The following is a 26,859-nucleotide window of genomic DNA, read 5'->3' as shown; positions in this document are numbered from 1 at the left end:
GTTACAGCCCTAAAAAGACAGTAAATTCCAAATAATGCAAAAAAAAGGACTAGATTTTGAACGAACAACTTTAGAGTTCTTATCAAAGATTTTCAAAGAACTTGGGTACACAGTCACTAGAAAGCGTAATCAAAAATCTGGCACTCAAGATGGTTATGACATACTTCTTGAAATAGTAACAGGTAAATATAAAAGCCATACGATCTATGCTGAATGTAAGGATTACTCTAGTAATTTAAGCTATGCACAAGCAATTGAAAAGATACCTCATATCGTATCCACTCATCAAAGGATTGATCTCTTGCTTTTTTTATCTCCTTATGAAGACTTTTCTAATCCTAATGAACCTGCTAAACTTGGTAGGTTTTATGATAAGTTAGCTCCTGAATGTCCAGTCCAATTCCTGACCCCTGAATATCATATCAAAGATTATCTCAACCTATATCCTGATCTATTTGAAAAAGTATATAAAGAAAGCCCCTATCCTATTTCAGTAGAGGAGAGAAAAGAACTACTTGACCAATTCGATAAAGTCATCTTCTCTGATAAAAATCTTCAAAAAGTTGTTATCGAAGATAGCGACAGGGAATTATATATTGGTTCAATAGACCTTGTAAGTAACTATATCGAAAGATCTTTTAGAAGCAATCCGATTCCAGGCATCTATGGCTGGAATAACTCTACTACAGTAGAGTTTGATACAATAATGATGGATTGCGAACTCGGAATTGTTTTACTAGGAAATCCCGGTTCTGGAAAGACATCGGAGATAAAACATAGAGCGATATCTTTGTGGCACAATCGCGGTGAAAATGAAATAATCCCATTTTATAGATCTTTAAAAAACTTTAATTCTAGTTCGACAATAGAAAGCATACTTCCTACTCAATATAGACAGATTTCTTTTCTTGTCATAATACTGGATGGATTGGATGAAGTATATGACATTACTGATTTTAGCAACAAACTAAGAAGCTTTATAGAAGAGTACAAGAAAGAAAGACTTAAAACAACATTGAAATTTATAATCAGTTGCCGTACGTCTATCTACAACAAAATTGTCAAAGACCTAGAAGGCTTCACTACCGCTTATCTTAATCCAATCGCGGAAGGGCAAGCTTTACGATATCTAAAAGATAAGTTTGACATAGATTTTGTGAGAGCAAATCATGGGATTGACTTTTGGAAACATAGGGATTTACTAGACACACCTTTCTACCTAGAGCTTATAGGTAATAACTACCTTAAAACAGGCAGACTAGAGATGTCTCGATCTAAACTCATTCGTCAATATATCAAACACAGATTAGAGCATGACGATAAAGATAAATTCAGAAATGATATAGATAGAAGCACTTTACATCTGCAAGAAGCTAAGACGCTCGCCCTGGCAATGGAGACAATGCAAGTGACCAGTATTGATGAATCAAGAACACGAGCATTTATAAATGACACGAGCAACCTTGCTAAAAATCCATTTATAGAACAATCTTCTGATAAACAATGGAGCTTTGAACTTAAAAGTATCCAAGAGTATCTCGTTGCAGATATGTTATCAAAAATGGCGTTTGAAGAGTTAATTAATATTATAAAGGTAAATAGTAATGTTAATAAGGTTCATCCTTCATGGCATAATGTCATAACGCTATTGTTGGCTATAGAATTTGAGGAAAGAGAAACTTATGATAAGCTAGTAAGTTGGTTAATTAAACATAATATTGAACTAATATTTCAAGCAGATGTAGAGCTTGTTTCGGATGAAATACGGAATGATACCCTGCAGACTTATTTTCATAGCTACTGTATTAAAAAGACGCTCTGGATCGATAATGAAGGCTCGGTAGGAAAATTTGGAGATACTATTACAAATATAGAATACCTCATTGACAAGGCCCTAAATAAGACCTTAAACCTACGAACGCGTTTGTCTGCAATTGTATTACTAGAGCAGATGTCTTTGGCTACAGAAAACTCTTCTAAAAGGGTGAAAGAACTATTAGTTCAAGTCATGGAGGAATTCCAAGCTAATCAGAATGACCTATTTAATATTATGCGAAGAACGCTATCTCTAGTAAAAAAACTCAAAGAAGAAACAAAAACAGAGATTATCTCTGTAGTGACAGAATTTGTTAGTGAGTATGACTATAGAGAATTTGTTCAAACTGCAATACGCTTAATAAACGAATACAATTTTAACACCTTTAAAAAGTTTGTTTTTCTTATTTTCAAAAAATCAATCTGTGAAATACGATGGAGTTACAGATCGAAATACGGCTCAGTGTTCTCCACGAAAACGATGATATTCGATCTCTTTTGCCAAATTGATGCCCCAAAAACTTTGATTAGTATACTTGATTTTATTAGCAAACGACTTACAAACCATAGACTTCGTGAAGCAAATGTAGAACGCTTTATTCAATACTGTTCGTCTAAACTTCAGAGTGCTAATGATAAAGATAAAAGGAAACTAGTAGAAATTGTGTTTAATATCATTAAAACTAAGAAAATCTATCATTTGGAGGAGCTTCTTTTGGCCTCGTTAGTAAAAGATTCCGCTATTGAAGATGAACTATTTGACCGCTTACTTGCGTTGGAAACTGAATCTAACACTAACATCTATTTCTTAGAAGATATATTAAATCAAAAACATTACATCACAATATCCTCAGCTTATAAATCAGGTGCTTTGCCTGCTAGTTTCTTGATTCAACTCAGAAATAGACTACAATACAATAATCTCAATGAAGCGATCAGACTTCAAAACTATATAGAAGAGAATACCTCATTTGTATATACAGATAGAATTGAAGATTCTAAGGTTGAGGAGAAACGATTATTCAACCAGAACTCCTATCAACGGGAATTTGACGTTAAGTTCAATCTACCTCTACTGGTAGAACAAATGAAAAATATTTTTAGATTTTACGAGGCTACTGAATTATCTTTTGAAGATGTAGATTGCTTCTGGGATAAATACTACAACGATTTTGACTTACAGAAAAAGATAAGTGAATATGCTAAGCGATTACTCTGGGAAATTCTAAAAGAAGACTATCCCAATGATGAAAAGCTAAGTATTAACGATCTTGAAGAGTCGGTATTAAAACACGAACTAGACAGAATAGAAGACATCTATCAGAATCTACCTAAAACTGATGAACCATTTTTGAACATATCGGAGACTCAAAAATCCTATCTTAAAGAATGGGTGTTCAATAATAAAATAACTGTAGAAAAATATTTAGATAGTCCTCGAGAAGACATTAGTGAGAATGACTCAAGGACTCTAACTCTTTTTTTAAATCTACTCCGTTATTTTAAACCTGCAGGATTTGAAGACATTTTCCTTCTTCAGCTGGTCGATTTCATAAAGTACTCTTACTTCGATTTTGGATTTATCGATGAAATGCTGGACACAGATATCGTAAGTCTAAAAGTACTAAAAGAACTTAGATTATCGACTCAACCCTTAGTAAGAATCACCTTTCTATCCTATCTGAAGTCAAAAAATATATCGTTTAATTTAAAACTGTTTGGATTAGAAGAGGAAATTAAAAATGCTGTCTTAGATAAGAATTACGATTATGCTAGGAAAATTATTGAGTTATTCTACATTGATAACGTATCCTTTTTAAAATCTATAGTAAACTTATACAAAACAAAAGAAGAAGATTACTATTTTCTCCCATTTATTATCACTAGACTATTTGAACTGAACGAACAAGATTTTATTGCAAGTTTCGTAACAGACAACTATGAGGAGCTTGTTAATAAAGCCATACTAGCAGAATCCCTCGCTATAAGATATTTGATTAAATCAAACCAGACTCTAGGCTTTGAAAAAATCAGTACGATTATAAAAAATATTACTAACAATGCTGGCGATACCTACTATGATTTGGAGTATAAGCTGTATTCAAACCCAGCCTCTATAGAGACTTTATTGGATATTGCTGAATACTGCTTAAGTCTGGACGACCTAGATAAGATATTCAATGCTTGGTTCAAACCAATAAATATGGTGTCTGAAGCTTTAGTGAATATTGGAGACAAAAATGGATTAGAAATATCCGAAAAGATCTTGAATGGTTTAGAAGCTATTATACCTTATGATGATGCTAAAAAAAATAACACATTCTATCATGAGGGACTTAAGAATAGTATCAGAAATGTAATCTATAAACACATGTCAAAACCTTTTACATTCAACCAAGCGAGAAATTTCGCAAAGGATAATGATTTTATTTTTTACTAAGAAACAATTAAATGATTGATTTTAAACTAATAGCAGTGCGTCCTAGAAAAGGATGCAGCTCACATATATTAAAAGCTTTAAAAACTGATCAATTCTACTTTTTCGACAGTGGATATGAACCCAGAACAAATAACGATTGGATAAAGAAAAAGGAAGCTAATAGTAATTACGTCCCTGAACATTTTTTCTATAGCGGTAGTTCAAATACCTCGTTAAAAAGCGTGAATATTCAAGCGCTCGTTGGAAAAAATGGTGAAGGAAAAAGTAGCCTTACAGAATTATGTCTACGGATTTTCAACAATTATTATAAAGCAAAAAAAGTACATGAGGTAACAGAAAGGCTAATTTTCATTGAGGATCTATATGCAGAACTGTATTTTCTAAATGATCAAAAAACATATTGTATTAGTGTAAGTGCCGACAATAACAAAAACGTACATGCCGAACTTTTTACATTAAATCAAAATGGTGATATTAAAGAAGTAATAGATCTCAACATAATTGATCAACTTTTCTTTGTCATAAATGTCAACTATTCTCACTATTCTTTAAATAGCCTTGATTTCATAAAAGAGAGTCATCAAGACAATAATCGAGTAAAACACTCATGGATTGATAAAGTTTTTCATAGAAACGACGGTTATCAAACTCCAATGACTTTGCATCCCTATCGGATTAAAGGAAATATTGATATAAATACTGAACGAGAACTGATTAATCAGCGCCTTATATCACTTATCTTAACTGAACCTTCTTATGAATTTATAAACAAAGATCTTAAAGTAGAATCATTTTCGTTTAAAAAATTTGACAAAACCCCGATCCAAAACCATCTAACTAATCTCACAAATAATCATGAATTGGAAGAAAGCACTCATGATAAGCAAATGGATCAGGATAAATTTAATTTAGATCTACTCCCCGAAGGATTGGGAGCAAAATATTTTGTTGAGCAATTAAATAGATTTATAGATGATTGGACTCCTCCAGAGTACAGAAGGTCAGATTGGATGGATTATGTCTCAGTTGACGACGATAATTTCAAGTTTATTAACGGAACTCCAATTGAACGTATTAAAACTTATCTTACTTGGTTAGACATTCAAGGAAAAGAAGAAATCATAAATATGTGGGTAATGTCTCAATTGGCATATGATATGGTGAAACAATTTGACATAAAAAGCAAATTACACAATTCATTGTTTCAATACCTCTGTATTAAAGCAACCAAGATACTTAGATATCCACAATATAAAGCAGTCAATAATTTCATAAAAAGCAAAAAATATCAAGATGCTATATATATATTTATTGACAACATCGAATTTGAAAACAGTCACATCTCATTAAAATTCAACCAAGCCTTACATCTTCTCAAACTCGTAATAAAATCCCCAGATTGTAAGCTTTCGCTATTTTACTCTAATTTTTTCGAAAATGAAAAAGAGAAGACTAATGTAGAATTACCTGAATTAAAGTCATTTATTGAAGAAGCAATTGGACTATCTGACAATAAGATTTTAAAAATATATCTAAACCCACCAGGCATATTCAAGAAATCAATAATACTCAAAGATGCTGATAAAAAAGAAACTATTAAATTAGGAGCAATTAGTTCGGGAGAATACCAAAAAATAGGATTATTGAGTTCTATAATTTATCATTTAACTAACTTAGATTCAATTCAAGAGGTATTTCACGGTGACGCAAACACATATAAAAACGTTCTACTAATACTGGATGAAATCGAGCTATATTTTCATCCAGATTTTCAAAGGACTTTACTTAGCGACCTATTGGATAGGATATCCAAAGTAAATTTCCGACAGTTGGAAGCAATTAATTTACTATTCGTAACACATTCCCCATTTATATTAAGTGATATTCCGAAAAACAATGTGATGTTTTTAGAGAAAGGTAAACAAAGCTATCCCATGTCTGAGAATACGTTTGGAGCAAATATCCATACTTTATTACAGCATGGTTTTTTCTTAAATAGTGTGCCTATAGGTGAGTTTGCAAAGAATAAAATAAATGAATTGTTTGATACTCTAAATCAACAGACTGATCTGGTTCCGAATCTAGAAAAGAGGATATTAATGGTGGGTGAGCCGTTCTTAAAATCCCAACTATTAAAAAAATACCATGAGCGTATACCATCGAAAAATATAGACTCATTAATCAAGCGAATTACAGAGTTAGAAAGCATAATACATGATAGGAATAAATAAGGACTCCCAAAAGACTAAAATGATATTGACTAAGTTTTACTCTCATATAGAGAACTTTTTAAGTATCCATGATGGGAATCAAAACCCAAAAAATGACAATGATAGAAGCAAGCCACAAAAACTCGCAAGAAAAAACAAGGGTACTTTGTATGGTGACATGTTCAATTATTTTCAAAATCATCTCAAAGAGATTATTACGGCAGCACCTCTTGATTTGAAAAGCAAGCAGGAAAACATGTTGACTGCGGTCGGATACAACAATCATGATGACAATCATAAGGTTCAATTCAGAAGGTTCAAAACCACTATGACTAACTATTATTCATCCTTTTTTCAAGAAAAAATAATTGAGAATGGATCACACATATCAATAGGAAGATGGCTCTCATCATCACTAGGCTTATCAGTATGTCCCTTTTGCAACCATAACTATACTATTACTATTAATGACTATAAAGGTGGAATAAAAGCTAAGCCTGACTTTGATCATTTCTTTCCTAAATCTGAATATCCATTAGTCGCTCTTAGTTTTTACAATTTAATTCCTATTTGTAATACTTGTAATAAATTAAAGGGTAACAAGGAAATTTCCCACAACCCCTATGATGATTCTCATCCTAGGCCCACATTTAGACTCTATGGAAAAAACGATAAGATGGAACTTCAGCTATTGGGGCTCGGTGACAACTATAATGATATTGAGATATCCCCGGAATCAGAGTATACAAAAGCAAATCTTGAGTCATGCAACATTACCAAGCTTGGTTTAAAGCAAATTTATAATCACCAAAAAGATTATGTTCAAGAACTAATGGATAAAGCACAACAGTACAACAAATCAAGCTATGAGGGATTAGTCAATAGCTTTAATGGATTAGGAAAAACCGAAGCAGAGATTGATAGAATTATTTGGAGCGCTTATCTAGATGATCACTCCAAACGGCCGCTTTCTAAATTAACCCATGATTTATTAATACAATTAGGTATAAAGAATGGATAGATATACTATACTCGTTGGTAATGATATCAATAATATCACCCCTGGTGTAAGTTGGGGAGATTTATTAACGAATATCAAAACAAAATATAACGTTCCTCTTCTGGCTAACGGTAGCAAACCATTCCCGATGCTATATGAGGAGATATTCCTTCATGCTATTAAAGAAAACAATATTGATGAAACACAACTAAAAATCTATATTGGAGAGGAAATTTCGCGGATCTCTCAAAATGAAATACACAGTTTAATAAGAGAATTGTCGACTGACAATATTCTTACGACAAATTATGAATTCAGTCTTGAGGGAACGACTCCGACAGTCAACAACAGTTTAATAAAAGAGACTACTTACAGTGTATTTAGGCAGTACAAAGTTGGTAATAAAGCCTACTGGCATATTCATGGCGACTGTAATGTTCCTGCTTCTATAAACCTTGGATATGAACATTACTGTGGTCAACTACAGAAGATGAGAGATTATGTCGTGAATGCCCCTAACTATACCTCAAAGAAAATACATAAGGAATCGCTCATCAGAAGGCTTAAAATGCAAGAGAAACTGAATCTCCAATCTTGGATTGATTTATTCTTCACGAGTGATGTTCATATTTTTGGACTATCGTTAGATTTTGTAGAAATAGATATTTGGTGGTTATTGACTTACCGGGCTCGCAGTAAATATTATAAAAAAAGCAGCTTCATTGAAAATAAACTATACTACTATATCCAAAATAATTATGTCAACAGCTCTAGTGACAAAATTCAATTATTGAAAGCTAATGACGTTAATATTATTGTCATCGATATCGATGACAAAGCGGAATATTATAAGGAAGTAATAAATAGAATACAGTCGAAATATGATTGATTTTGAAAAGCATGGCAGTCTACTGGAAGAGTTCAAAACCGCGGATAAATTAATACGCTTGGGATTTGGTGAACTGCAGAATATAGATGGAACAAATGATTTCTATTTTCTCCCGTTTCAGCTGTTATCTCAGGGTTTTGAACGGACCATGAAGGCTTATATCTGCGCTGTTTACTATCACCGTCATGAAGAATACCCTAATTATGAATACATAAAATCACTAGGTCATGATTTAAGTAAATTACTTAACGAGATTATAGAACATTATTATAAGAGAAGTGATCGATACCAGTTTTTATTAGATCAGAAACTGTTAGATGACGATAAAGAGTTTCGGGAGCTACTCTCAATTATATCTGAGTTTGGCAAATTTGCTCGTTATCACCATTTTGATATTATAACAGGACACAAAAACCCAAGTATCAATACGGTGAAATCTTGGACGGATTTTGAAAGCCGACTAATTGAAAGGTTGGAAATACCTGCTGAAAAAATATTTGATCCGGATCCAAAATCCCTAAACGAAGTATATGCTGAAATAGCCCGATATATCATTGTAAAGTTTGAAAGCTTTGTATCAGCACTCGGACGACAGATTATCTTTGATACAGCAGGCGCCTATGGTAAGCAAGTTTCCTCAACTGGGCTTTATAATTTTGGCTTACTTTACCAAGATAAGTTTGGATTAACTGACTATAGAACTAATACAGCAAGTTATAACGAAAAGCTGAAACCTGCAGTGCCATTCACTATTAAGAATGAAATCGATCGGTTTTTAAACCCTAACGTTAAATACAAAACGATAAAGAAAGAAGAATATCAAGGGACCTGGCCCTTCTACGCTGATAAAGTAACTCTACAATGTGAACGAAAGACTTGGTGTACGATAATCATTGAAGGGCGTCAGTATGCGCTCAATGGTTCCGCAAAAGGTAGATACAAATTAGAGAATCCACACGACGCTGGCTTGGCTATTCTTGGTATATCCCTTGGAGATTTTATAACTATAGCGAGGGAACTGTAAGTAATAATTTTAGGATGAGTGATGAACTAATCAAGAAACCGTCTCTAAATCCTTTATATGAATGGGCTGTATGGGGACACCTTTCGAACAAGAAGGAATTAGAATTGATTCTTCTTAAAGGACATTTAATGATTGAAAGTACTTTGGAAGCTTGTTTGTCCAAGAAGATGGAAAGCAGGTTTAATGAATTGTCATTTTTCAAAAAAATAATAATATTCGAAGAAATGTCATTCGAAAATAAGACCAAACACAATTTCATAATAAAATGTTTAAATCAATTGAATGTGATTCGCAACGAACTAGCTCACGACGCGCTTTTTGAGATGGACGAATCGAATATTATGAATTGGTCAAAAGAAATACATAAGGAATTAACTGGAAAAAAGTTTACCAAATACACAACCCGCACAAAATTCATTCATGCTTTTTCTTTTTTAGCCATCAACATCCTAGAAATGGATAGTTTAAAATATAGGATGATATCCCAGATCAATGATACTATTAAACCAACTCAACCGCCTGTAACTCTGCAGCTAAACGGTGGAGCCCCTCTTCTATCTTCTTAAGCTGAGGCTGACGTGGCTTTTTCAATCCCGATGAGTAATGTTGCAGTTGACGCTGATTGATGCCTGTAATCTTCTCTAAAGCGGCATTGGTGAAGATGCCTTTGTAATAATTGAGAAAGCTCTCTGCATCGAAATGGTACACGATCTCATATTTACCTTTGAGAATAGACGGTACATTGTCGCCAGTGAACTCCTCGGTAATGATCGCTATCGCATCCAAGATAGATTGCTTGGCTTCCTCGACGGTATCACCGCCTCCATAGATACCTTCGGCATTCTCTGCATAGGCACTGAACATGTCTTCGCTGCGTTCGATAATGATTTTTAGAATTTTCATAGTATTGCTCCTTTCCTATATCACGGGGATCGGGAGCTAATTAAAGCCCCAGATCCTTCATGATTTTCTTGCGAAGACCCTCTCCTATCTCTTTGCTACCATGATAAGGAACTGGATAGGTCTTCCCACCCTTCTCATAAATGTAATGAGATCCTCTGGTACGGATATGGATCCAGCCATTGTTTCGCAGTAATCTGTGGAACTCACTTGATTTCATAACGAAAAAGTTTTAAATGTGTCTGGATAATTTATGCCTTAAACCACCAATCACATTTCGAACTCCACAACACAAAGGTAGTATATCTACTACTGTATTTCAAAAAATATTATTCCAAATGTTTTTTACAGGTTTTTATTATACAGTGGGTTATCGCTAAATTGTGTTTTTACATTTAATAACCCCAATATGAAGAAAGGAACTAAAATCACACATAAAAGCACCTCGACGAAAGTCATTGCTTGCTTGGGTGAAGGACTGTAGCATCTTTTCTCTAATCTCGATAACTAAGCTTAAGGCTATTTAAGTAGCTATTGATCAATATGTAATAAAGATAAGGAATGATTCTTATTGCTTTACGGGAACCCGTATTGGTCCTCAATTTATTGTCTGTAAGTTTATAATGCTTTCTGTTATTATACTGTAATTAAACGCAAAATAAACTGATCATGACAACAACAACTCAACCTAATAAACTATTGGAACAAACTCGAGGCAGTTATACTAGTTAGATGTGATTAAAGCATTAGGTTAGACTAGTTCGGGCGATTGCTCGGTGGCCTTCTTAGTCTTCTGAAAGAGACACCAAAGCGATTATAAATGAAATAATATCTCTATAAAATTATATTCAAATATATTTATTTTATGATTTCTAGCAACAAAACACTCTTTCTACTATGGTCTGTAATGCTGGTATTTTTCGCCTTACTAAGCGGGTGTAAAAAAAACATCGATAATGACATGGAACACCTTGACTCGACCGAGGTAAACAAAATGGTAATGGAATGGGGACAATTGAATAATGGCCGATGGTATCCATATCTTCTAATGAAAGCTACTAATACAAACGAGATTAAAGACATGAATAATCTTTATGAGAGTTATGTGGTTAGCTTAGATCTTGCCGAAAAGCAACTTCGAAAGAAACTAATAGAGAAACTAGGTCTAGCTGAAAATTCTAAAAGTGAACTAGATAATTTATATCGTTTACATTATCCAGCTATTAACGAAAGTTTAACTAATATATCGACTATGGACTCTCTATGGTCTATTATTAATAACCAACCCTCATCTACCGTTAGTAGCATAAATATGAGTATTCTCTCTAAAACTTCGAATCTTGAATTTATCAAAAGAGGAGGATTATTATCTTTACGAAAAAATGGGAAGATTGCACTTAAATCTATGGACCCAATAGACGTGTACGCATGTGAAATTTTCAGCCAAATATACCCATTGTACCTTCAAGCACAGAATGCTATTAATTCGGCAGCAATACTTCCAGACTGCCTAATTCACCATTATTGGAGTATTATTGACTATTATCAAAGAAATGCATATAACAGTGGTTCTAGCGCTAATCTAGGGTGCTATGTACATGAGTTTTATTTTACTTCGATTAAAAATAGTCTTAATCTATGTCATGAGGAGATTAGAAAGGAAAACTCGCCCACAGATCCATTTCCTCCAGGTGGGACAGGTGGAGGAATTGGTGGTGATGGTGGAAGTACGGGGGGGACACAAAGAAATGGTATCATAGATAGTACTCTAACTCAAACACAATCCGAAGAGTTTTTAGAAATGTTGGACTACGCTAAGAATAGCTGTGCCTACAGAAAACTTATTGATTTTCTTCAGCATAGTGGAGAAGTTACCATAAAAATATCTCCTGGTGATACGGCTGCATTTTATAAGCCTTCTACAAAAGAAATATTATACAATGATGAAAATTACCTTAGATCCAGAGAACTGTTTACCCATGAGGGGTTTCATGCCTATCAGCATCAGGCTATTTATGGAAGTAGCTTCTCTAACTATCATAGTGGTCAAGCAGGCAATATAAACATCGAATTTGAGCAGATTGTATTTCAAGATATTTCAAAAAGAATAACAATAGGTCCCGATCCTGTTGGTACAATGTTCAATCAACGCGAAAAAGATGGATTTCGGGCTGCACAAGACAGCTACACAAAGTGGATAGATGAACTTACAAATAATGGGACTACTTATCCTAATTTAGCTGGAAATCCTAACTTTGTGAGTGAATATCACCAGCATCTCGAAGCGTTTAAAAAGTATGGACATACAACATATTCAAAAACAAATATAGTACAGTCTATAGGTCCCGAAGCCTTAAAAAATTTTTTTGACGGAGATATGGGCCCAAACTGTTCAAATTAAAAATTAATAGACATGAGAAATAATAATATTGTTTTGGTTTTGTTTTTTTCTATTATAATGCTTGCATGGAACGTTCTACTTGCACAAGAAACAGCTATAAAGAAAGGTACATATGTCGTAAAAGACATCACTTATGAAGTAGGAGCTCCTAGCAGATATGGTTCGACCCCTATTTGGCGCCGAGATATACCTAAGCTAAAACCCAATAGAGAATTCGTAGATAATATCGCACTCGATTATATTGAAACCAAAGTGACAAACCATGAGATGTGGAGAAACAGAGTCAAAGCGGTGCTGGGAAAAACTAAGCAAGACGCGCTAAGCCGTGCAGGCGAAAGACTCATATTGAGATTTGAATTTAGTCCGGATGGAAAGATACTCAATATAGCTTTCAGTGTAAAGACCGGCACAGTATTGACACTAGCTGATATAGCCTCTATAGATAGAGACTTGCGCAAAAATTATATCGCCACATTTAGCAGTCTGGATAATGGTCATAAGCACCTATATTGGATAGCTATTAATGGAGAATTGGATTTTGCAAAATAATTCTGACTGATAATATTCATTTAACTAGTTCAATAAAGAAACAAGTACAGGTATATTTTAAACTTGTACTTGTTTCAAAAATAAGAATTTTCAATTGGGTAGTTGCACTAACCGTTTCGCTATTTTCTTTCCTTAATTTCACACTTTAAGAGATTTCCAATAGATTCAGGTTCTGTTAAAGATCCCCCCTTAATCAATCATTTAAACCTAAACCTCCGCTAGGGCTGCTTTACAAGGAGTGCCTTTACATATTTTTCATTATCCCTAGTTTATTAAAACTCATTAACAATCATAGCTATTTTTAGGGAAGATTACATTCCCAGTTGTATTTTATTCCGCTAATTTCGGAATCACTAGGTACGTCTATTTTTCCCTCGATATTGTAAAGTTAGATGTTAAATCTGACTTCACAGCTTTAACCACAAACTACAATTTGCCAAAATCCAAATCCAGATTCATCATTACAAATGATAGTTGTAGATGCCGGTTTTTTGTACTTTTAAAGTCAAACCTGAAATCGTTCATCAGTTTTCTGTCCATATTGGATAAATCTTGCATGGTCAATATAGTGTTGTGAGGTAATGTATAGGATTTAAAATACATTTCGCCAGTCGGTTTAACTGTAAAATAAATGCTTATTTTTTCTTTTCGCTGTTTAAGACTATCCACTTTTTCTTTCGGCAAAGCATTTAAAACTAATTGATGCCAAGCTGTTCGGTTTGTAGCATAGACATCGACATCATAGGAATACAAGCCATCTATTATCTCTTTGTTTTCTGGAATGAAGGGTTTATTCTTAAGACTTAAAATCAATTTTGATTTATCCGAGCTTAATGTCACTTTATAAATTGAGTTGTTAATGCGATGTTCGCCTACCGTTATCTTCTGAGCAAAACTTGTCTGTAAGGACAAAACAAGTGAAATGAAAGCTAGGACGGTTAAAATATATTTCCTCATTAATCTCTTTAGTTCTTAAATGTGATACTCTCCACTAATTTCTCGATAAACTCCTGTGCTTCATTGATCTTGTCTATGGGAGCATATACCGTACCCATGATAGAGTACGTGTCATTTTCGAGATCGAAAAATAGGACTTGACTTTTCCTAGAGTAATAAACCAATGTTTTATGTGTATCTAAATCCTTATACATGATATGCCAATACTCGGCGGTATCGAAACCATATTTTATATACTCATAGCTATAGTGAATACCTCTGTACTTAAGTTTACGAAGGGTCGAAAGCTCTGAACAACTAAATGAGGTCAGCATACCATCAACCATGTAATACTCTCCGCGCAGTTGGGATAAGGTCTTTTTAAATTCATCCCCTTCAATTTCTTTAAGTTTTATGAAGGCTTCCTCTAGAGAAATCTGTGTTTTTGGATGCAGATATTTGCTCGTGGCAGCCTGAGAGAAAGGAAGAAAATCTTCTCCTTGTATATAGGTCTGCGCCTGCCCTAATATGGGCAGGCTGAGTAGCAGGAATGTGATGTATATATGAATTACTCTCATGTGTAAGTATAAGCCACGGTTCTAAATCTTGAAGTTTCTTTTAATGGAATGATGTCACTTTGTAAGATTTTCCATAAAACTTATCAGCCAAACGACTGCCTCAAGCGCAAATGTAACATATCAATCTTAAGGAGCCAATTTGGGTACCCAGCTAGCGCTCCTTTGCACAAAGAGTGCTTTTAGTTACTTATCCTCTTGATGCCAATCTATGCAATACTCAAGCAACAGCGCTGGCTACCAATAGTGAGACAATAAACACAAAATTGATTATATCTAATGGGTCTAAAATGCTAGCTAGCATCACTAGTGCAGCACTGACTATAAAAACAACTTTGATCATCTTATGTGTAGGCATTAAAAGCTGCAAGAGAAAGTAACAGGCATACCTTAATTCCTTTACAGAAACGGTTATCAATTATCTTGACCAAGATGCCTATATCAAAAAAAGCTAGACTGACGCCTAGCTTTTTATCTGCTTAGAAATATGTAATATTCCCTTTTATTTATTGAATGAAATACTCTCTACTAGTTTCTCTATAAACTTCTGCGCTTCAGACACCTTATCATCCGATGAATATATAGCTCCAATAATCGAATAGGTTGAATTTTCGACATAATAAGACAGATAATTACTTGACCTATTATATGATATCATCGTCTTATATGTTCCAAAATCTTCATAAGAAAGATATTCATCCTTCGGATTATAGTCATTTTTTAAATAGAGATAATTAGAATAAATTCCTGGGTATTTTTCCTTTTGGATCACAGCAAGTTCTGAACAGACTGCAGATATCAAAAAACCATCATACATAAAGTATTCCCCATTGAGTTTTATTAGGTTCTCGCGAAATCTACTGCCTTGTATTTTTCTTCGAGCATCACGAGCCTCATCCAACGATATCCTCTTACTTTGCTGTAGATAAGTGCTTTTTGCAATTTGAGAAAATGGGAGCAAGTCTTCTCCTTGTATATAGGTCTGCGCCTGCCCTAATATGGGTAGGCTGAGTAGCAGGAATGTGATGTATATATGGATTGTTTTCATATTTAATGTAATGATGTCACTTTATGAGATTTTCCATAAAACTTATCAGCGAAACGACTAGCTCAAGCGCAAATGTAACTTATCAATCTTAAGGAGCCAATTGGGTACCCAACTAGCGCTCCTGTGCAAGGAGTGCTTTTACATATTTTTCATTATCCCTAGTTTATTAAAACTACATTAACAATTATAGCTGTTTTTAGGGAAGATTACAGTTTAGCTGTAAAATAAATGCTTAGTTTTTCTTTTCGCTGTTTAAGACTATCCACTTTTTCTTTCGGCAAAGCATTTAAAACTAACTCGTGCCATGCTTTTTTGTTTGTAGCATAGACATCTATTACGTAGGAATACAAGCCATCTATAATCTCTTTATTATCTGGGATATGAGGTTTATTCTTAAGTTCAATTAATAATCTTAAATTATCGGAGCTTAATGCCACTTTATAAATTGAGTTGTTGATGGTATGCTCTCCTGCAGTTATCTCTTGAGCAAAACTTGTCTGTAAGGATAAAATAAGTGAAACGACAGTGAGGACTATTACAATATATTTTTTCATTAATTTCTTCATTTAAATGAAATACTCTCCACTAGTTTGTCGATAAACTCCTGTGCCTCGCTGATCTTGCCTTCGGGAGCATATACCGTACCCATGATAGAGTACGTGTCATTTTCGAGATCGAAAAATAGGACTTGACTTTTCCTAGAGTAATAAACCAATGTTTTATGTGTATCTAAATCCTTATACATGATATGCCAATACTCGGCGGTATCGAAACCATATTTTATATACTCATAGCTATAGTGAATACCTCTGTACTTAAGTTTACGAAGGGTCGAAAGCTCTGAACAACTAAATGAGATCATCATACTATCAACCATGTAATACTCTCCGCGCAGTTGGGATAAGGTCTTTTTAAATTCATCCCCTTCAATTTCTTGAAGTTTTATGAAGGCTTCCTCTAGAGAAATTTGTGTTTTTGGATTCAGATATTTGCTCGTGGCAGCCTGAGAGAAAGGAAGAAAATCTTCTCCTTGTATATAGGTCTGCGCCTGCCCTAATATGGGTAGGCTGAGTAGCAGGACTGTGATGTATATATGGATTGTTTTCATATTTAATGTAATGATGTCGCTTTATGAGATTTTCCATAAAACTTAGCAGCCAAACGACTGCCTCAAGCGCAAATGTAACATATCAATCTTAAGGAGCCAATTGGGTACCCAGCTAGCTCTCCTGTGCAAGGAGTGCTTTTAGTTCCTTATCCACTTGATGCCAATCTATGCAATACCCAAGCAACAGCGCTGGCTACCAATAGTGAGACTATAAACACAAAATTGATTATATCTAGTGGGTCTAAAACGCTAGCTAGCATCACGAGTGCAGCACTGACTATAAACACAACCTTGATCATCTTATGTGTAGGTATTAAAGGCTGTGATGAGAAGTAGTACACAGCTGATAGTGTTGCTACAGAAAATTAAGTAAAAGCAAAAAGCTAGACCTGGGTCTAGCTTTTGTATTTTATAACGTTGAAAGAATCTATTTCAAGCGTTCTATTTCTTCGACACTCAGACCTGTAGCTTTTGCTATTTTGTCGAAAGGTATATCCATATTCTTCAGATTCAAAGCGGTCTCAAGGGCTTTTTTACGTTCGCCTTCAGCAATACCTAATACATGTCCCTCAGCTTTTGCCTCCTTCTTTGCATAAGCTATGGTATTATTATAATCGCGTTTGCGATCTATGCTCGATATGTATGCCATGTGTTCTGCAGGCGATAAATTCGCCACCTCTCCTACCTCAAATATACGAGAGAATATTCTTTTGTCCAAATAGTTAGGTAGTTCTTCATTCTCATTGAGATGCTTCATCAGGTACATCCATTGATCCATAATACTCGATAGGTTGGTCAATGACTTGTTGAAATTGGGAAGAACCAGCATCTTGTAACTGAGCTTGTCGTACAATAGTTCATTATCAAACTGATCTACGATCTTGGCGCTGTAGTAGTATTTTTCATAATTGGCCTTGTCCAGCTGAAAGCCTAGTACTGCAACAAAATATACCGGTGGCAATTCATATCCATTGCCCTCAGCTCCTTTCTTGGCTAGACGACTGATGGTGCGTGAGGTATAGGTGACAGCACGGTCGAAAAAGAAGTCCTGGTTCTGTAACTGCATCTCCACCAGGAAATGCTCACCTCCCTCCCCTATACAGCGCAGATCAAAGACGACCTTACGCTCACCGCTATGCTCGCCTCCCTCTTCGACATTAGCATAATGGAGATCTGCTATAACATGCTCGCCCTCCAGTAGGCTGTTTAAAAAATTGATGAGGTTGATTTTGTTTTCCTCCCGGCCAAAATAGTGTTTCCAGCCAAAGTCTGTCAAGATTTCGATGTACCGGCTTGTGTTGCTCCTTGTTTTAATTCGTCTCTGCATAATATGGAAGTTTACTTTGAAATAGTATGTTAACTCATAAAGCAAACCTCCATAAACTAAAATTATTAGCCGTATATTAAACGTTTATAGTCGTTTATAAACGGGTATAAACGGATGCAGCCACTGCTGCTGCCCCCCTAGTTTAAGTCATCTTTATCAGCAAGCTGAATATGCCTCAGTAAGTTTATGTTCGAGCTTAAGGAAAAAGAACATCAATCTTTGAGGAGCCAATTTGGCACCTCAAAGATTGCCCGAGGCGGTAACAGGTACCTACCACTAGTCTTTACAGAACATGGTGTACTTATGTTATCTAGCGTACTCAATGCTGAGAGAGCAATTGCTGTCAATATCCAAAACATGAAGATCTTTACTAAGATGCGCCAGTTTCTGAATGATACGACACAGATACATCGGGAGCTTACAGAAATAAAACTAGCTGTAGAGAAATTAGCCAAGAAGCAAGATGGACATGACAAGAATATCGAACTTATATTTAATTATATAGACCGTCTAGAAGACAAAATAGAAAAACCTGCTGTACCTGAACGTGATAAAATCGGATATAAGGTCGGGAAAGAGAAGTAAACGGCTGAGGTTATAATGGAAGAATGATTATATTAGAAATGAATTTAACAGCAGGCTATGATAGCAGCAATATTAGAAGCTATAGGTGAACTTCTTTTCAATGGACATAACTCGACAGAATCTTCGAATGAGGATATTCTTTCTCAAAACAGAGTATGCAACTGGATATTTATTTTAGGACTGATTGTTTGCTGTATACTCCTTCCTTATTCAATTGCTGACTCTAGTAGTAGGCTTATCGGACTATCGTTTGCACTGACTCTTCTAGCTGTCTTAATTGGCTTATTTGTAATTATCAGACTAAATATAATAAGACCATTAACGATAGTAAATTTCTTTAAAGTTGCTCTGACTATTTCATTACTGATAGCTACACTGATAGTATGGATGTACTAAAGATCTTGTTTGCGGAATCTAAACGTAAGAAAAGGTGATGAAAAAGATATACATTTTAAGTGGACTAGGCGTCGATAGTAGAGTGTTTGCGAAAATGGATCTCTCGATGTACGATGTAACGCATATAGAATGGATACCTCCTCGTCTCAAAGAGAGTATGGTATCGTATGCAAAAAGAATAGCTGAGATGATCAAGGATAAGAATCCTATCATAATAGGCCTCTCGTTTGGTGGTATGGTAGCCATGGAAATTGCAAAGATTGTCGATGTACACAAGATTATCTTACTTGCTTCGGCAAAAGGATATCGAGAACTACCTCGATTCAATAGGTTTTTTGGTAATCTAAACCTGCATCGGCTCCTTCCGGAATCGGTTTTGAAGCACCATAGTCGATTCATTGACTATCTGTTCGGGGCATCATCTCCAGAGGAGAGCTTGATGCTAAAACAGATTCTAGCTGATACGGATCCTGTTTTTTTGAAATGGGCAATCGATCAGATTATACATTGGAGAAACGATATTGTCCCTGAGAATGTAATACATATACATGGCGACAAGGATCATATCATTCCTATCAAAAATGTTAGACCAACCCATATTATCAAGAATGCAGGGCATTTTATGACCATATCTCATGCTAAAGAAGTCGAAACCATGTTAAGGAACGTACTACGAGATTAAGTAAGCTTTAGATTGCTCTATGGGAGCTACTATCAGTCGTCTGAAACAAAGCTTCTCCCCCTATTGTGATGCAAGGAATTATTGGATATATTAGATATAATAAATAGGAAATTATGAAACCAAAAGAAGCGTTAGAATCAATTATTAGCACGCAGTATATTTCTGAAGATGGGGATAAATATAAAGTCGAACTGCTACCGGGATTAACCGAAAACGAAATTAATGAGTTAAAAGAACAGCTACCTGATAAGTATTTGCCTCAAAGTATTGAAGAACTCCTTTTATATAGTCGAGGTTTTGAATTTCAAGGACTTGATGAGATACGATTTGATGCGATAAATCAGTTTGGTTTCGAAGAGTTTTTCCCAAATTCTATACCATTGGCTAGTGATGGTTTTGGAAACTTTTGGATATTGGATATTTCTAAAAATGGGGATTGGGGACATGTGTTCTATGTCTGTCATGATCCCGCTGTGGTGGTGAAGCATTCGAATGATCTTGCCGAGTTTATTTTGCATGTAGACGAGTTTGGAAGAAAAAGAGGGGCATCTCACTTGAACGACGTTCACGAAAAGGCCGTGGATAAGATATGGAAGGTAAATAATGGCTTTATGACGTATGGAGAGCTATATGAGACTGAAGATACAATACTGCGAGAGTTCGGTGCAAACTTCGACGATAATTTTGTCTTTGTTGATTTACGGACGAAACCAAATAAAACTGGATTTGCATGGGGCAAATTTGGTTCTGAAATACATAACGTTAAAAGGCATGAAACGGAATTAATCTGGGCACTAGAAAAACAGCAGAAGAAAAGAGGCTTTTTCGCTAAACTTCTTGGTCATAGATAGATTCGCTATATCTCATCAGCTCGTAATAAATGAAAGTATGGTCTGCTATAATCCGTCCCTCCAGTAACTGACTAGCCCTGCGGTCCAAATAATACGGGAGTTTTTAAAGTAGAAATTAAATGTACATATACTAATATTGCGCAATGTAGTTGCGTAGTTTTGTAAATTCAAAAATGCCAACGACCAAACCTCAATAAATATCAACCTAATAACCAATAACATAACTCAACTAACATTACTTTATAAACACTACGCAAGTCGGCTGCGTATAGAGCTTTGCAACTTTGCATTATCAAAAAGAAAATAGCTGACTAAATATTACAACTAATGGAACTGTGGAATTACATACAAATCTTAGGACAAGAACGCCAAGGCTGGTGGTTAGCGAGGAAGGATAATCTTGAGAACAGACTAATTGCCCTAGATCAAATTCTTGAAAAGGGAACCCTGTACTCGATCCAACATTTGATTCCTTATCTAAAAGATCCCAATAGTGATATACGGAATCGCACCTATCACGTGATAACACAACTATTTGAGAATATTACATCTAAAAAGGAGTATTACAATGCATTAAAACATTGTGATATTTCGAAATCAGATATTGATTACTATCAACAGACATTTTCTAACGAAGAATGTGTCGTGCTCTATTCGATAGCTTCCCTAAACAGCAAAGGCTTCGTGAGAGAAAAGGCTGTAAAATATCTGACCGACAGTAAAAACGAAAAGGCTATTCCTTTTATCATTTACAGATTGGCAGATTGGGTAGAACAGGTTAGAAAGGTGGCTCTACAAGGAATTGAAAACTATAAAAAAAATGAGTTTGTAAATGGATTGGTTAAGAACCTACCTCTGTTCGAATGGATTAAGAGTGTACAACGAGCGGACCTTAGCGCAGTACATTCTGAGATTATGGATTTTGTGCTTGTGGAGCATGGGGACTATTTGAACGAATACTTTGCGTCCTTTAGTGACGACGTACGTATCACTATCGCAAAGAAGATGGTCATTGTAACGGAGATTGAAGTGGACAAGCTATCGATATTATTGAATGATAAAAACTTTATAGTCCGCAGTATAGCGTTATGTCATTTCGATAAATTAACCCAACATCAGATCGACTGCCTATTGATTGATAAGTCTCCACAGGTTCGACTGAAAACACTTCACAGATTGAAAGATCATCCAAATTTTGTAGAAATAGTTTATCCTTTTCTAATGGATAGATCTAGGTCTATCCGTGAACTAGCTAGGTATTCGTTGAAACATAGTGTCGATGATTTTGCCAGGATCTATAATGACAAGTTGTTGAATAATGAAAGTGTAATCAGCTCTTTATATGGACTAGCAGAAACTGATGGAAAGAAGTTTGTGAATTCGATTATACCGTTTCTTGATTCACCTAAGGCTAAAGTAAAAAAGGCAGCATTTCTGGCGCTAAGCGGATTGGACGAAAGTCGTGCATATGACTACGCATTAAGTAATCTCGATAGCGAACATGCTGGAATAAGAAAGCTGGTCGTCGCTTTTCTTTCTAACTATAAAACTACTGATGTACTGCAAAAAGCAAGGGAAGTATATAAGTACGGTAATGATGATTTAAAAAAATCAATACTTCTACTGTTTAGTAATATCGGTAAGTGGCAGGTAATTGCAGATATTATGTTAGGTACTGTTGATGAAAACGCCAACATTAGACAAATTAGTATGGTATATTTGAGACAGTGGATCAACAAAGCTCCCTCCTATTTTGTAATGCCACAACAGGAAGATCTTGAACGTGCGAATACAGTCTTTGAATTTGCTTTTAAAATACATGAACAGAAAAAATATTTTGAAAAAAATCCGTTATCAGGAATTGATTTTTATCTCAGGTAGTTAAGGGGAGCTCTTTGCTTTACAATATCTTCGATACTTAGGGTTATAGCATTTGAATAAATGCTATAACCATAGGCGAAACCTCTTCGCGATAATTTTGAAGACACTCCCTGTAGAGGATGTTCGGATAACGTAGCATGACACATCGGGATTTTCTAAGCCTAACAGGCTTTGGGTAAAACGGACTAAATCGGTATCATCTGGAGGGGCTTCAAATGCTGTGTCTATCGCCTCATGGCATACTATCCCAAAATTCATCTCCATCTGTGCCCAAGAGACCTCTTCGAAAACAAGCTTTGCTAAGCCTGTATCATACCAATCTATGTCAAAAACAATGGTATCCTGATATCCCGGCCTGGTTCTGTCTATCGTTACGTTTTTGATTATGGAATCATGCCAATATAGGTCTTCAAATCTCATAATAAGTTCTCTCCCTTAAAGACCAAAAATAACAAAATATGCTGTTGTGATACAAGGAAAGATTGGATATATTCGGGATATATATGATGGAACAGTAATGAAAAACATTCTATTTACAATCTCTCTCTTGCTATGCGTCATCTTAACATCGGCACAGGAACGCATCAAGGAATTGCAATATGCCAATATCAAGATTACGAACTGCTGGACTGCAATGGCTTCTCGGCTCAATGGCTGTACCTGAGTAAAGAAATGGTACAGCAAGGGGTTCATAAAAGTTTCCTAGATCAGACGATGCAACAGCTGGATTATAAAACCAAAACAACGATCAAGTTCTGGTCTCAAAATCAACCTTTCAAAGGAATAAGATTTGAGATGAAGGACGGGACTTTTCGCATCATCGGTTTTGGGGAGGTAACGGGTGTCCCACTGATCCTGAATCTTAAATTCGCTAGAGAGCCGAAGGATAACGATAGCTTCTCGGTGTTTGAAAAGAATTTTATTGAATTGAAATAGTGTTTGGCCCTACTTGGAGAACGTTATATCGTATGTTTTAACCTATCGAAAATGGACTGGGGATATATATTTAAACATTGGATCGGTACACTGCTACTGGCTCCTATCTTTGCACAGATTATAAAGGATACAGGAATAATCCATCGTGATAAAACTATCGGATTGTTCGAAATGTTTCCAGAGGCTTTCCAGGTAGGTATGATGCTCTCCCTACCAACGCTGTTACTTTATCTTTTTGTCTACCATATAGCGGCTGAGTCTACACTAAAGACGATATGGGTGAAGCTGATCGTAATTTTGTGGACTACGATAGGTATTTCTCTGACACTGTATCTGCTGGACGCTGGGCTTATCTTGCCTCTAGGTTCTTATTATATCATTGCTAGCGTTATCTGTGGCTTGCTGCTTAAAATAAAGCGGATGCCGAAGGAGATGGTGGATTCTGATAATAGAAACCTGTAAGTATAATCAAGGTAAATATCGTAACCTTTCTATCCCTCGCAATGCCTTATTTGTTATATCCATATAATCACTGTTTTTCAAATACCTATAACTAACATGTATGCTTTCGAAACCTTCGTCTAATTTTGCTTTATTACTTTCGCGAGAGTAGATTGTCAAGCTATCATTCACAAATCGATACATGAATGGAGATAAGCCTTTGATAGTCCCTAATGTATCTTTTCTCTCCATCAACCGCGTCTTATCTTTTGTAACTATGGTGTGTTGTGTATCGTCTGTGATACCCCAACTAAGCGTATTGATATAGATTCTTTCACCCGTGCTCGAAATCAATTCTCTACTGTTGAAGGTGTCAGTAACATCTGTACAACTTACCATTACAGAAAATGTCAATATTGTAATGAACAAGGAACGGACCCATTGCTGTATATTACTGATAGGTACATCAACTGGGAATCGAATAAGGGATAATAGGAACATAGGTTAAAGATAGAATTTTTATCCGTCCTAAAGAGTGGTGAAACTATCGAAATAAGTATCTACGTCATACCTATCTTTACAGCAACGAGAGTCGTGCCCTTGAAATACTAACATTTTTAGCTTTACTAATTTTTAATCCTTATCTTAGTATTACCAAATAACTAGATTATGGAACAGCATATCGACAATACAGTGCAAAAAAGCCTACCCGATGAGGTACTGATGAGTAGAATATACGTCTTTCGTGGGCAGAAGGTGATCCGCCGGTAGTCGGACACGGTGCTCGATAGTGACCTTGCGGAGCTCTATGGAGTGGAGACTAAAGTTTTGAAACAAGCTATACGACGAAATATCGAAAGATTCCCTCCCGATTTCATGTTTGAATTGGATGACTCTGAATTTAATTCTTTGAGGTCACAAATTGTGACCTCAAAGAATGGGCGTGGTGGCAATAGATATTATCCAATGGTATTTACTGAACAAGGAGTAGCGATGCTATCATCTGTTCTGAAAAGTAAACAAGCTATTCAGATAAATATCCAAATCATGCGAATCTTTACTAAGATGCGTCAGTTTCTGAATGATACAACACAGATACATCTGGAGCTTACAGAAGTAAAACTAGCGGTAGAAAATTTATCCAAAAAGCAAGATGGGCATGACAAGAATATCGAGCTCATATTTAGCTACATTGATCAACTAGAGGAAAAAGTGCAAAAGCCGACTATACCCGAACATAGGCAGGTAGGATTTAAAGTAGGAAAAGAGAAATAGCCTTACACCAACTCTACAGCCTGCAGTTCTGCTGCCAGACGGTGAAGGCCCTCTACTATCTTCTTAAACTGAGGCTGACGGGGCTTTTTCAATCCCGATGGAATGTTGGAACTGACGCTGATGGACACCTGTAATCTTCTCTAAAGCGGTATTAGTGATTAGTGCCAATTCAACGTTAAACATTAATCCAAAATTTCTATCTTTGTGGTCTGTTATACTATATCTAACATATTATCTGGTCTTACTCGAAAGACAACTCTAAAAATAGAGTGATTAATGCATTGAAATCTTTTAGCTTTTTAATGCACAGATAATACTATCGACTTATTTCTTAATGTTAAACAAAACAAACGATTATCAAATCGATTGCATTATCACGTTTGCGGTGTATTCAACATTTCAAAATGTGGTGTCACGATGAATAAAAATGAATAGTAAACAGTTAATAAGTAGAGATATAGAGCTATTTTACAATAGAGCATCCGAAGAAACTCGACTTGACAAAGGAATGGGTGTATTTGAATTTGAAAGAATCAAATCACTCGTAGAAAAATATATACCACCTTCATCTTCAAAAATAATAGACATTGGTGGTGGTACGGGAAAGTATTCGGAATGGCTTGCTAAAAAAGGACATCAGGTTCATTTGGTAGAGCCAGTTGCAAAACATATACAAATAGCCCAAAACAGAGCGAATAGATTAAAGAATAGATTTTCTGTACACTTGGGTGAAGCTCGAAAATTGGAATTCCCAGATAATTATGCAGACCTAATAATACTGCATGGTCCTCTTTATCATCTTCAAAAAAAGGAGGATAGAGATTTAGCTATTTGTGAGGCTAAACGTGTTTTAAAGAATGATGGGATTATTTTGGGTTTTGCCATAAATTATACGGCATCAACACTGGTTGGTCTTTTGAATGGCTTAATTCACAAAAAACCGTTTTTTGAAATGTGCAAAGAAGAATTGATAAGGGGTATGCACAATCCGCCGGATGATTCCCCTTGGCTTTTGGCGGAAGCATTTTATCATAAGCCAGAACAGCTAAAAGATGAATTTATAAATCAAGGCTTGACCTATCTAAATACTTATGCGGTCGAGGGTATGGCATGGTTGGATAAAGAATACTTTGCCAATATGCTGAATAACAAAAAGCGAGGAACATTAATGGAATTAATTCAGGTTACGGAAAACGATAGCTATCTTTTACCCTTTAGCCCACACATGATGATAGCTGTGCAAAAAAAGAAATAATTATGGAAAATAAAGACAAATATTACAGAGCATTAATAGAGAATGACGGTCAACTCAATGAAATTGACCTCGGAGAAAAATTGGGACTTAATGAAGATGAAACAAACGAAATAATTGTACAGCTGCTATCTGAACATAAAATTGAATACGCAGAAAACAGAGCGTGTAATTACAGTATTATGAAAAGGGTAAGAAGGAAAAATAACGGCAGGTAATGATCGTGAATTTTTATCCGGCCTAAAGTGTAATAGCCACTACTTGATCTGACAGTTGGTTGTTTTTAAAAATTGTCAGATTGCCTATTCGAATATAGTAATGTTTCTGCAAAATCTATA

27 protein-coding genes are annotated in these 26,859 nt (G+C 35.4%); 16 read left to right on the top strand and 11 right to left on the bottom strand.

Annotation, left to right across the window (positions count from 1 at the left end; genetic code table 11):
- The first annotated feature begins 34 nt into the window (after window positions 1-34).
- From CLV99_RS02425 to CLV99_RS02405, 5 genes are read left to right on the top strand one after another with little or no spacing between them, the layout of a single operon-like run.
- The gene (locus tag CLV99_RS02425; protein WP_133582894.1) at window positions 35-4,255 is read left to right on the top strand and encodes an NACHT domain-containing protein; all 4,221 of its coding nucleotides are present in this window, start codon (window positions 35-37) and stop codon (window positions 4,253-4,255) included.
- 11 nt (window positions 4,256-4,266) lie between these two features.
- Window positions 4,267-6,486: an AAA family ATPase gene (locus CLV99_RS02420; protein WP_133582893.1), complete on the top strand. Its 2,220-nt coding sequence runs from the start codon at window positions 4,267-4,269 to the stop codon at window positions 6,484-6,486.
- Window positions 6,470-7,486 (top strand): hypothetical protein, encoded by a 1,017-nt coding sequence (locus CLV99_RS02415; RefSeq protein WP_133582892.1) that lies wholly within the window; start codon window positions 6,470-6,472, stop codon window positions 7,484-7,486. The genes CLV99_RS02420 and CLV99_RS02415 overlap by 17 nt, the downstream gene beginning before the upstream one ends.
- Window positions 7,479-8,354 (top strand): hypothetical protein, encoded by an 876-nt coding sequence (locus tag CLV99_RS02410; protein WP_133582891.1) that lies wholly within the window; start codon window positions 7,479-7,481, stop codon window positions 8,352-8,354. The genes CLV99_RS02415 and CLV99_RS02410 overlap by 8 nt, the downstream gene beginning before the upstream one ends.
- Window positions 8,347-9,378: a hypothetical protein gene (locus CLV99_RS02405; RefSeq protein ID WP_133582890.1), complete on the top strand. Its 1,032-nt coding sequence runs from the start codon at window positions 8,347-8,349 to the stop codon at window positions 9,376-9,378. Before CLV99_RS02410 ends, CLV99_RS02405 begins: the two co-directional genes overlap by 8 nt.
- 501 nt (window positions 9,379-9,879) lie before the next feature.
- Here the strand turns inward: CLV99_RS02405 and CLV99_RS02400 are convergent.
- Window positions 9,880-10,281 (bottom strand): type II toxin-antitoxin system HicB family antitoxin, encoded by a 402-nt coding sequence (locus CLV99_RS02400; protein WP_133582889.1) that lies wholly within the window; start codon window positions 10,279-10,281, stop codon window positions 9,880-9,882.
- A gap of 40 nt (window positions 10,282-10,321) precedes the next feature.
- On the bottom strand, window positions 10,322-10,498 hold the full coding sequence (locus CLV99_RS02395; RefSeq protein WP_133582888.1) for a type II toxin-antitoxin system HicA family toxin: 177 nt from the start codon (window positions 10,496-10,498) through the stop codon (window positions 10,322-10,324).
- Between the two features lie 741 nt (window positions 10,499-11,239).
- Between CLV99_RS02395 and CLV99_RS02390 the strand changes: the two genes are divergently transcribed.
- Together CLV99_RS02390 and CLV99_RS02385 are read left to right on the top strand one after the other, a co-directional pair.
- Window positions 11,240-12,679 (top strand): hypothetical protein, encoded by a 1,440-nt coding sequence (locus CLV99_RS02390; protein ID WP_133582887.1) that lies wholly within the window; start codon window positions 11,240-11,242, stop codon window positions 12,677-12,679.
- Window positions 12,680-12,691: 12 nt separating this feature from the next.
- A complete protein-coding gene (locus CLV99_RS02385; protein ID WP_133582886.1) occupies window positions 12,692-13,228 on the top strand; it encodes a hypothetical protein in 537 nt (178 codons plus the stop codon).
- 426 nt (window positions 13,229-13,654) lie between these two features.
- Here CLV99_RS02385 and CLV99_RS02380 read toward each other — a convergent pair whose 3' ends face one another.
- The 6 genes from CLV99_RS02380 to CLV99_RS02355 form a co-directional block, all read right to left on the bottom strand.
- Window positions 13,655-14,185, bottom strand: a complete 531-nt coding sequence (locus tag CLV99_RS02380) for a hypothetical protein (protein ID WP_133582885.1) — start codon at window positions 14,183-14,185, stop codon at window positions 13,655-13,657.
- An 8-nt stretch (window positions 14,186-14,193) separates the two neighbouring features.
- A complete protein-coding gene (locus CLV99_RS02375; protein WP_133582884.1) occupies window positions 14,194-14,742 on the bottom strand; it encodes a hypothetical protein in 549 nt (182 codons plus the stop codon).
- 499 nt (window positions 14,743-15,241) lie between these two features.
- Window positions 15,242-15,787, bottom strand: coding sequence for a hypothetical protein (locus CLV99_RS02370; protein ID WP_133582883.1), 546 nt, complete (start codon window positions 15,785-15,787; stop codon window positions 15,242-15,244).
- 206 nt (window positions 15,788-15,993) lie between these two features.
- Window positions 15,994-16,341, bottom strand: coding sequence for a hypothetical protein (locus tag CLV99_RS02365; RefSeq protein WP_133582882.1), 348 nt, complete (start codon window positions 16,339-16,341; stop codon window positions 15,994-15,996).
- A gap of 8 nt (window positions 16,342-16,349) precedes the next feature.
- A complete protein-coding gene (locus CLV99_RS02360; RefSeq protein ID WP_133582881.1) occupies window positions 16,350-16,895 on the bottom strand; it encodes a hypothetical protein in 546 nt (181 codons plus the stop codon).
- Window positions 16,896-17,322: 427 nt separating this feature from the next.
- A complete protein-coding gene (locus CLV99_RS02355; protein WP_133582880.1) occupies window positions 17,323-18,222 on the bottom strand; it encodes an Rpn family recombination-promoting nuclease/putative transposase in 900 nt (299 codons plus the stop codon).
- A gap of 186 nt (window positions 18,223-18,408) precedes the next feature.
- Between CLV99_RS02355 and CLV99_RS02350 the strand changes: the two genes are divergently transcribed.
- From CLV99_RS02350 to CLV99_RS02335, 4 genes are all read left to right on the top strand, one after another.
- A complete protein-coding gene (locus tag CLV99_RS02350) occupies window positions 18,409-18,807 on the top strand; it encodes an ORF6N domain-containing protein (RefSeq protein ID WP_133582879.1) in 399 nt (132 codons plus the stop codon).
- Window positions 18,808-19,240: 433 nt separating this feature from the next.
- Window positions 19,241-19,885 (top strand): alpha/beta hydrolase, encoded by a 645-nt coding sequence (locus CLV99_RS02345; protein WP_133582878.1) that lies wholly within the window; start codon window positions 19,241-19,243, stop codon window positions 19,883-19,885.
- Between the two features lie 113 nt (window positions 19,886-19,998).
- On the top strand, window positions 19,999-20,736 hold the full coding sequence (locus tag CLV99_RS02340) for an SMI1/KNR4 family protein (RefSeq protein ID WP_133582877.1): 738 nt from the start codon (window positions 19,999-20,001) through the stop codon (window positions 20,734-20,736).
- A 327-nt stretch (window positions 20,737-21,063) separates the two neighbouring features.
- A complete protein-coding gene (locus tag CLV99_RS02335) occupies window positions 21,064-22,617 on the top strand; it encodes a HEAT repeat domain-containing protein (protein ID WP_133582876.1) in 1,554 nt (517 codons plus the stop codon).
- 63 nt (window positions 22,618-22,680) lie between these two features.
- Here CLV99_RS02335 and CLV99_RS02330 read toward each other — a convergent pair whose 3' ends face one another.
- Window positions 22,681-23,037, bottom strand: coding sequence for a hypothetical protein (locus CLV99_RS02330; protein WP_133582875.1), 357 nt, complete (start codon window positions 23,035-23,037; stop codon window positions 22,681-22,683).
- A gap of 132 nt (window positions 23,038-23,169) precedes the next feature.
- On the opposite strand from CLV99_RS02330, the gene CLV99_RS02325 reads away from it, so the two are divergent.
- Both CLV99_RS02325 and CLV99_RS02320 read left to right on the top strand, forming a co-directional pair.
- Window positions 23,170-23,553 carry a hypothetical protein gene (locus tag CLV99_RS02325; protein WP_133582874.1) on the top strand — a complete coding sequence of 128 codons (384 nt, stop codon included), beginning with the start codon at window positions 23,170-23,172 and terminating at the stop codon, window positions 23,551-23,553.
- Between the two features lie 51 nt (window positions 23,554-23,604).
- Complete coding sequence (locus tag CLV99_RS02320) at window positions 23,605-24,015, top strand: hypothetical protein (protein ID WP_133582873.1); 411 nt, start codon at window positions 23,605-23,607, stop codon at window positions 24,013-24,015.
- 6 nt (window positions 24,016-24,021) lie between these two features.
- On the opposite strand, the gene CLV99_RS02315 is transcribed toward CLV99_RS02320, so the two are convergent.
- On the bottom strand, window positions 24,022-24,495 hold the full coding sequence (locus CLV99_RS02315) for a hypothetical protein (RefSeq protein WP_133582872.1): 474 nt from the start codon (window positions 24,493-24,495) through the stop codon (window positions 24,022-24,024).
- A 279-nt stretch (window positions 24,496-24,774) separates the two neighbouring features.
- On the opposite strand from CLV99_RS02315, the gene CLV99_RS02310 reads away from it, so the two are divergent.
- Complete coding sequence (locus CLV99_RS02310; RefSeq protein ID WP_262708267.1) at window positions 24,775-25,269, top strand: ORF6N domain-containing protein; 495 nt, start codon at window positions 24,775-24,777, stop codon at window positions 25,267-25,269.
- Between the two features lie 2 nt (window positions 25,270-25,271).
- Here CLV99_RS02310 and CLV99_RS23450 read toward each other — a convergent pair whose 3' ends face one another.
- Complete coding sequence (locus CLV99_RS23450) at window positions 25,272-25,397, bottom strand: hypothetical protein (RefSeq protein WP_262708266.1); 126 nt, start codon at window positions 25,395-25,397, stop codon at window positions 25,272-25,274.
- Between the two features lie 299 nt (window positions 25,398-25,696).
- Between CLV99_RS23450 and CLV99_RS02305 the strand changes: the two genes are divergently transcribed.
- Window positions 25,697-26,524: a class I SAM-dependent methyltransferase gene (locus CLV99_RS02305; protein WP_133582871.1), complete on the top strand. Its 828-nt coding sequence runs from the start codon at window positions 25,697-25,699 to the stop codon at window positions 26,522-26,524.
- A gap of 2 nt (window positions 26,525-26,526) precedes the next feature.
- Window positions 26,527-26,739, top strand: coding sequence for a hypothetical protein (locus CLV99_RS02300; protein ID WP_133582870.1), 213 nt, complete (start codon window positions 26,527-26,529; stop codon window positions 26,737-26,739).
- Window positions 26,740-26,859: the final 120 nt, after the last annotated feature.

This window comes from Sphingobacterium yanglingense, from assembly GCF_004363245.1.
In the GTDB taxonomy this organism is placed as follows: domain Bacteria; phylum Bacteroidota; class Bacteroidia; order Sphingobacteriales; family Sphingobacteriaceae; genus Sphingobacterium; species Sphingobacterium yanglingense.
Note: the sequence above shows the minus strand (reverse complement) of the source record. Positions and strands in the feature narration are given on the sequence as shown.

Coding starts and splice junctions, on each gene's coding strand:
- CLV99_RS02300 (WP_133582870.1), top strand. CDS start 26,527: ATGGAAAATAAAGACAAATATTACAGAGCATTAATAGAGAATGACGGT.
- CLV99_RS02410 (WP_133582891.1), top strand. CDS start 7,479: ATGGATAGATATACTATACTCGTTGGTAATGATATCAATAATATCACC.
- CLV99_RS02340 (WP_133582877.1), top strand. CDS start 19,999: ATGAAACCAAAAGAAGCGTTAGAATCAATTATTAGCACGCAGTATATT.
- CLV99_RS02405 (WP_133582890.1), top strand. CDS start 8,347: ATGATTGATTTTGAAAAGCATGGCAGTCTACTGGAAGAGTTCAAAACC.
- CLV99_RS02320 (WP_133582873.1), top strand. CDS start 23,605: ATGGACTGGGGATATATATTTAAACATTGGATCGGTACACTGCTACTG.
- CLV99_RS02375 (WP_133582884.1), bottom strand. CDS start 14,742: ATGAGAGTAATTCATATATACATCACATTCCTGCTACTCAGCCTGCCC.
- CLV99_RS02350 (WP_133582879.1), top strand. CDS start 18,409: ATGTTCGAGCTTAAGGAAAAAGAACATCAATCTTTGAGGAGCCAATTT.
- CLV99_RS02365 (WP_133582882.1), bottom strand. CDS start 16,341: ATGAAAAAATATATTGTAATAGTCCTCACTGTCGTTTCACTTATTTTA.
- CLV99_RS02380 (WP_133582885.1), bottom strand. CDS start 14,185: ATGAGGAAATATATTTTAACCGTCCTAGCTTTCATTTCACTTGTTTTG.
- CLV99_RS02385 (WP_133582886.1), top strand. CDS start 12,692: ATGAGAAATAATAATATTGTTTTGGTTTTGTTTTTTTCTATTATAATG.
- CLV99_RS02360 (WP_133582881.1), bottom strand. CDS start 16,895: ATGAAAACAATCCATATATACATCACAGTCCTGCTACTCAGCCTACCC.
- CLV99_RS02355 (WP_133582880.1), bottom strand. CDS start 18,222: ATGCAGAGACGAATTAAAACAAGGAGCAACACAAGCCGGTACATCGAA.
- CLV99_RS02370 (WP_133582883.1), bottom strand. CDS start 15,787: ATGAAAACAATCCATATATACATCACATTCCTGCTACTCAGCCTACCC.
- CLV99_RS02330 (WP_133582875.1), bottom strand. CDS start 23,037: ATGAGATTTGAAGACCTATATTGGCATGATTCCATAATCAAAAACGTA.
- CLV99_RS02390 (WP_133582887.1), top strand. CDS start 11,240: ATGGAACACCTTGACTCGACCGAGGTAAACAAAATGGTAATGGAATGG.
- CLV99_RS02315 (WP_133582872.1), bottom strand. CDS start 24,495: ATGTTCCTATTATCCCTTATTCGATTCCCAGTTGATGTACCTATCAGT.
- CLV99_RS02305 (WP_133582871.1), top strand. CDS start 25,697: ATGAATAGTAAACAGTTAATAAGTAGAGATATAGAGCTATTTTACAAT.
- CLV99_RS02335 (WP_133582876.1), top strand. CDS start 21,064: ATGGAACTGTGGAATTACATACAAATCTTAGGACAAGAACGCCAAGGC.
- CLV99_RS02425 (WP_133582894.1), top strand. CDS start 35: ATGCAAAAAAAAGGACTAGATTTTGAACGAACAACTTTAGAGTTCTTA.
- CLV99_RS02395 (WP_133582888.1), bottom strand. CDS start 10,498: ATGAAATCAAGTGAGTTCCACAGATTACTGCGAAACAATGGCTGGATC.
- CLV99_RS02420 (WP_133582893.1), top strand. CDS start 4,267: ATGATTGATTTTAAACTAATAGCAGTGCGTCCTAGAAAAGGATGCAGC.
- CLV99_RS02400 (WP_133582889.1), bottom strand. CDS start 10,281: ATGAAAATTCTAAAAATCATTATCGAACGCAGCGAAGACATGTTCAGT.
- CLV99_RS02345 (WP_133582878.1), top strand. CDS start 19,241: ATGAAAAAGATATACATTTTAAGTGGACTAGGCGTCGATAGTAGAGTG.
- CLV99_RS02415 (WP_133582892.1), top strand. CDS start 6,470: ATGATAGGAATAAATAAGGACTCCCAAAAGACTAAAATGATATTGACT.
- CLV99_RS02325 (WP_133582874.1), top strand. CDS start 23,170: ATGCGTCATCTTAACATCGGCACAGGAACGCATCAAGGAATTGCAATA.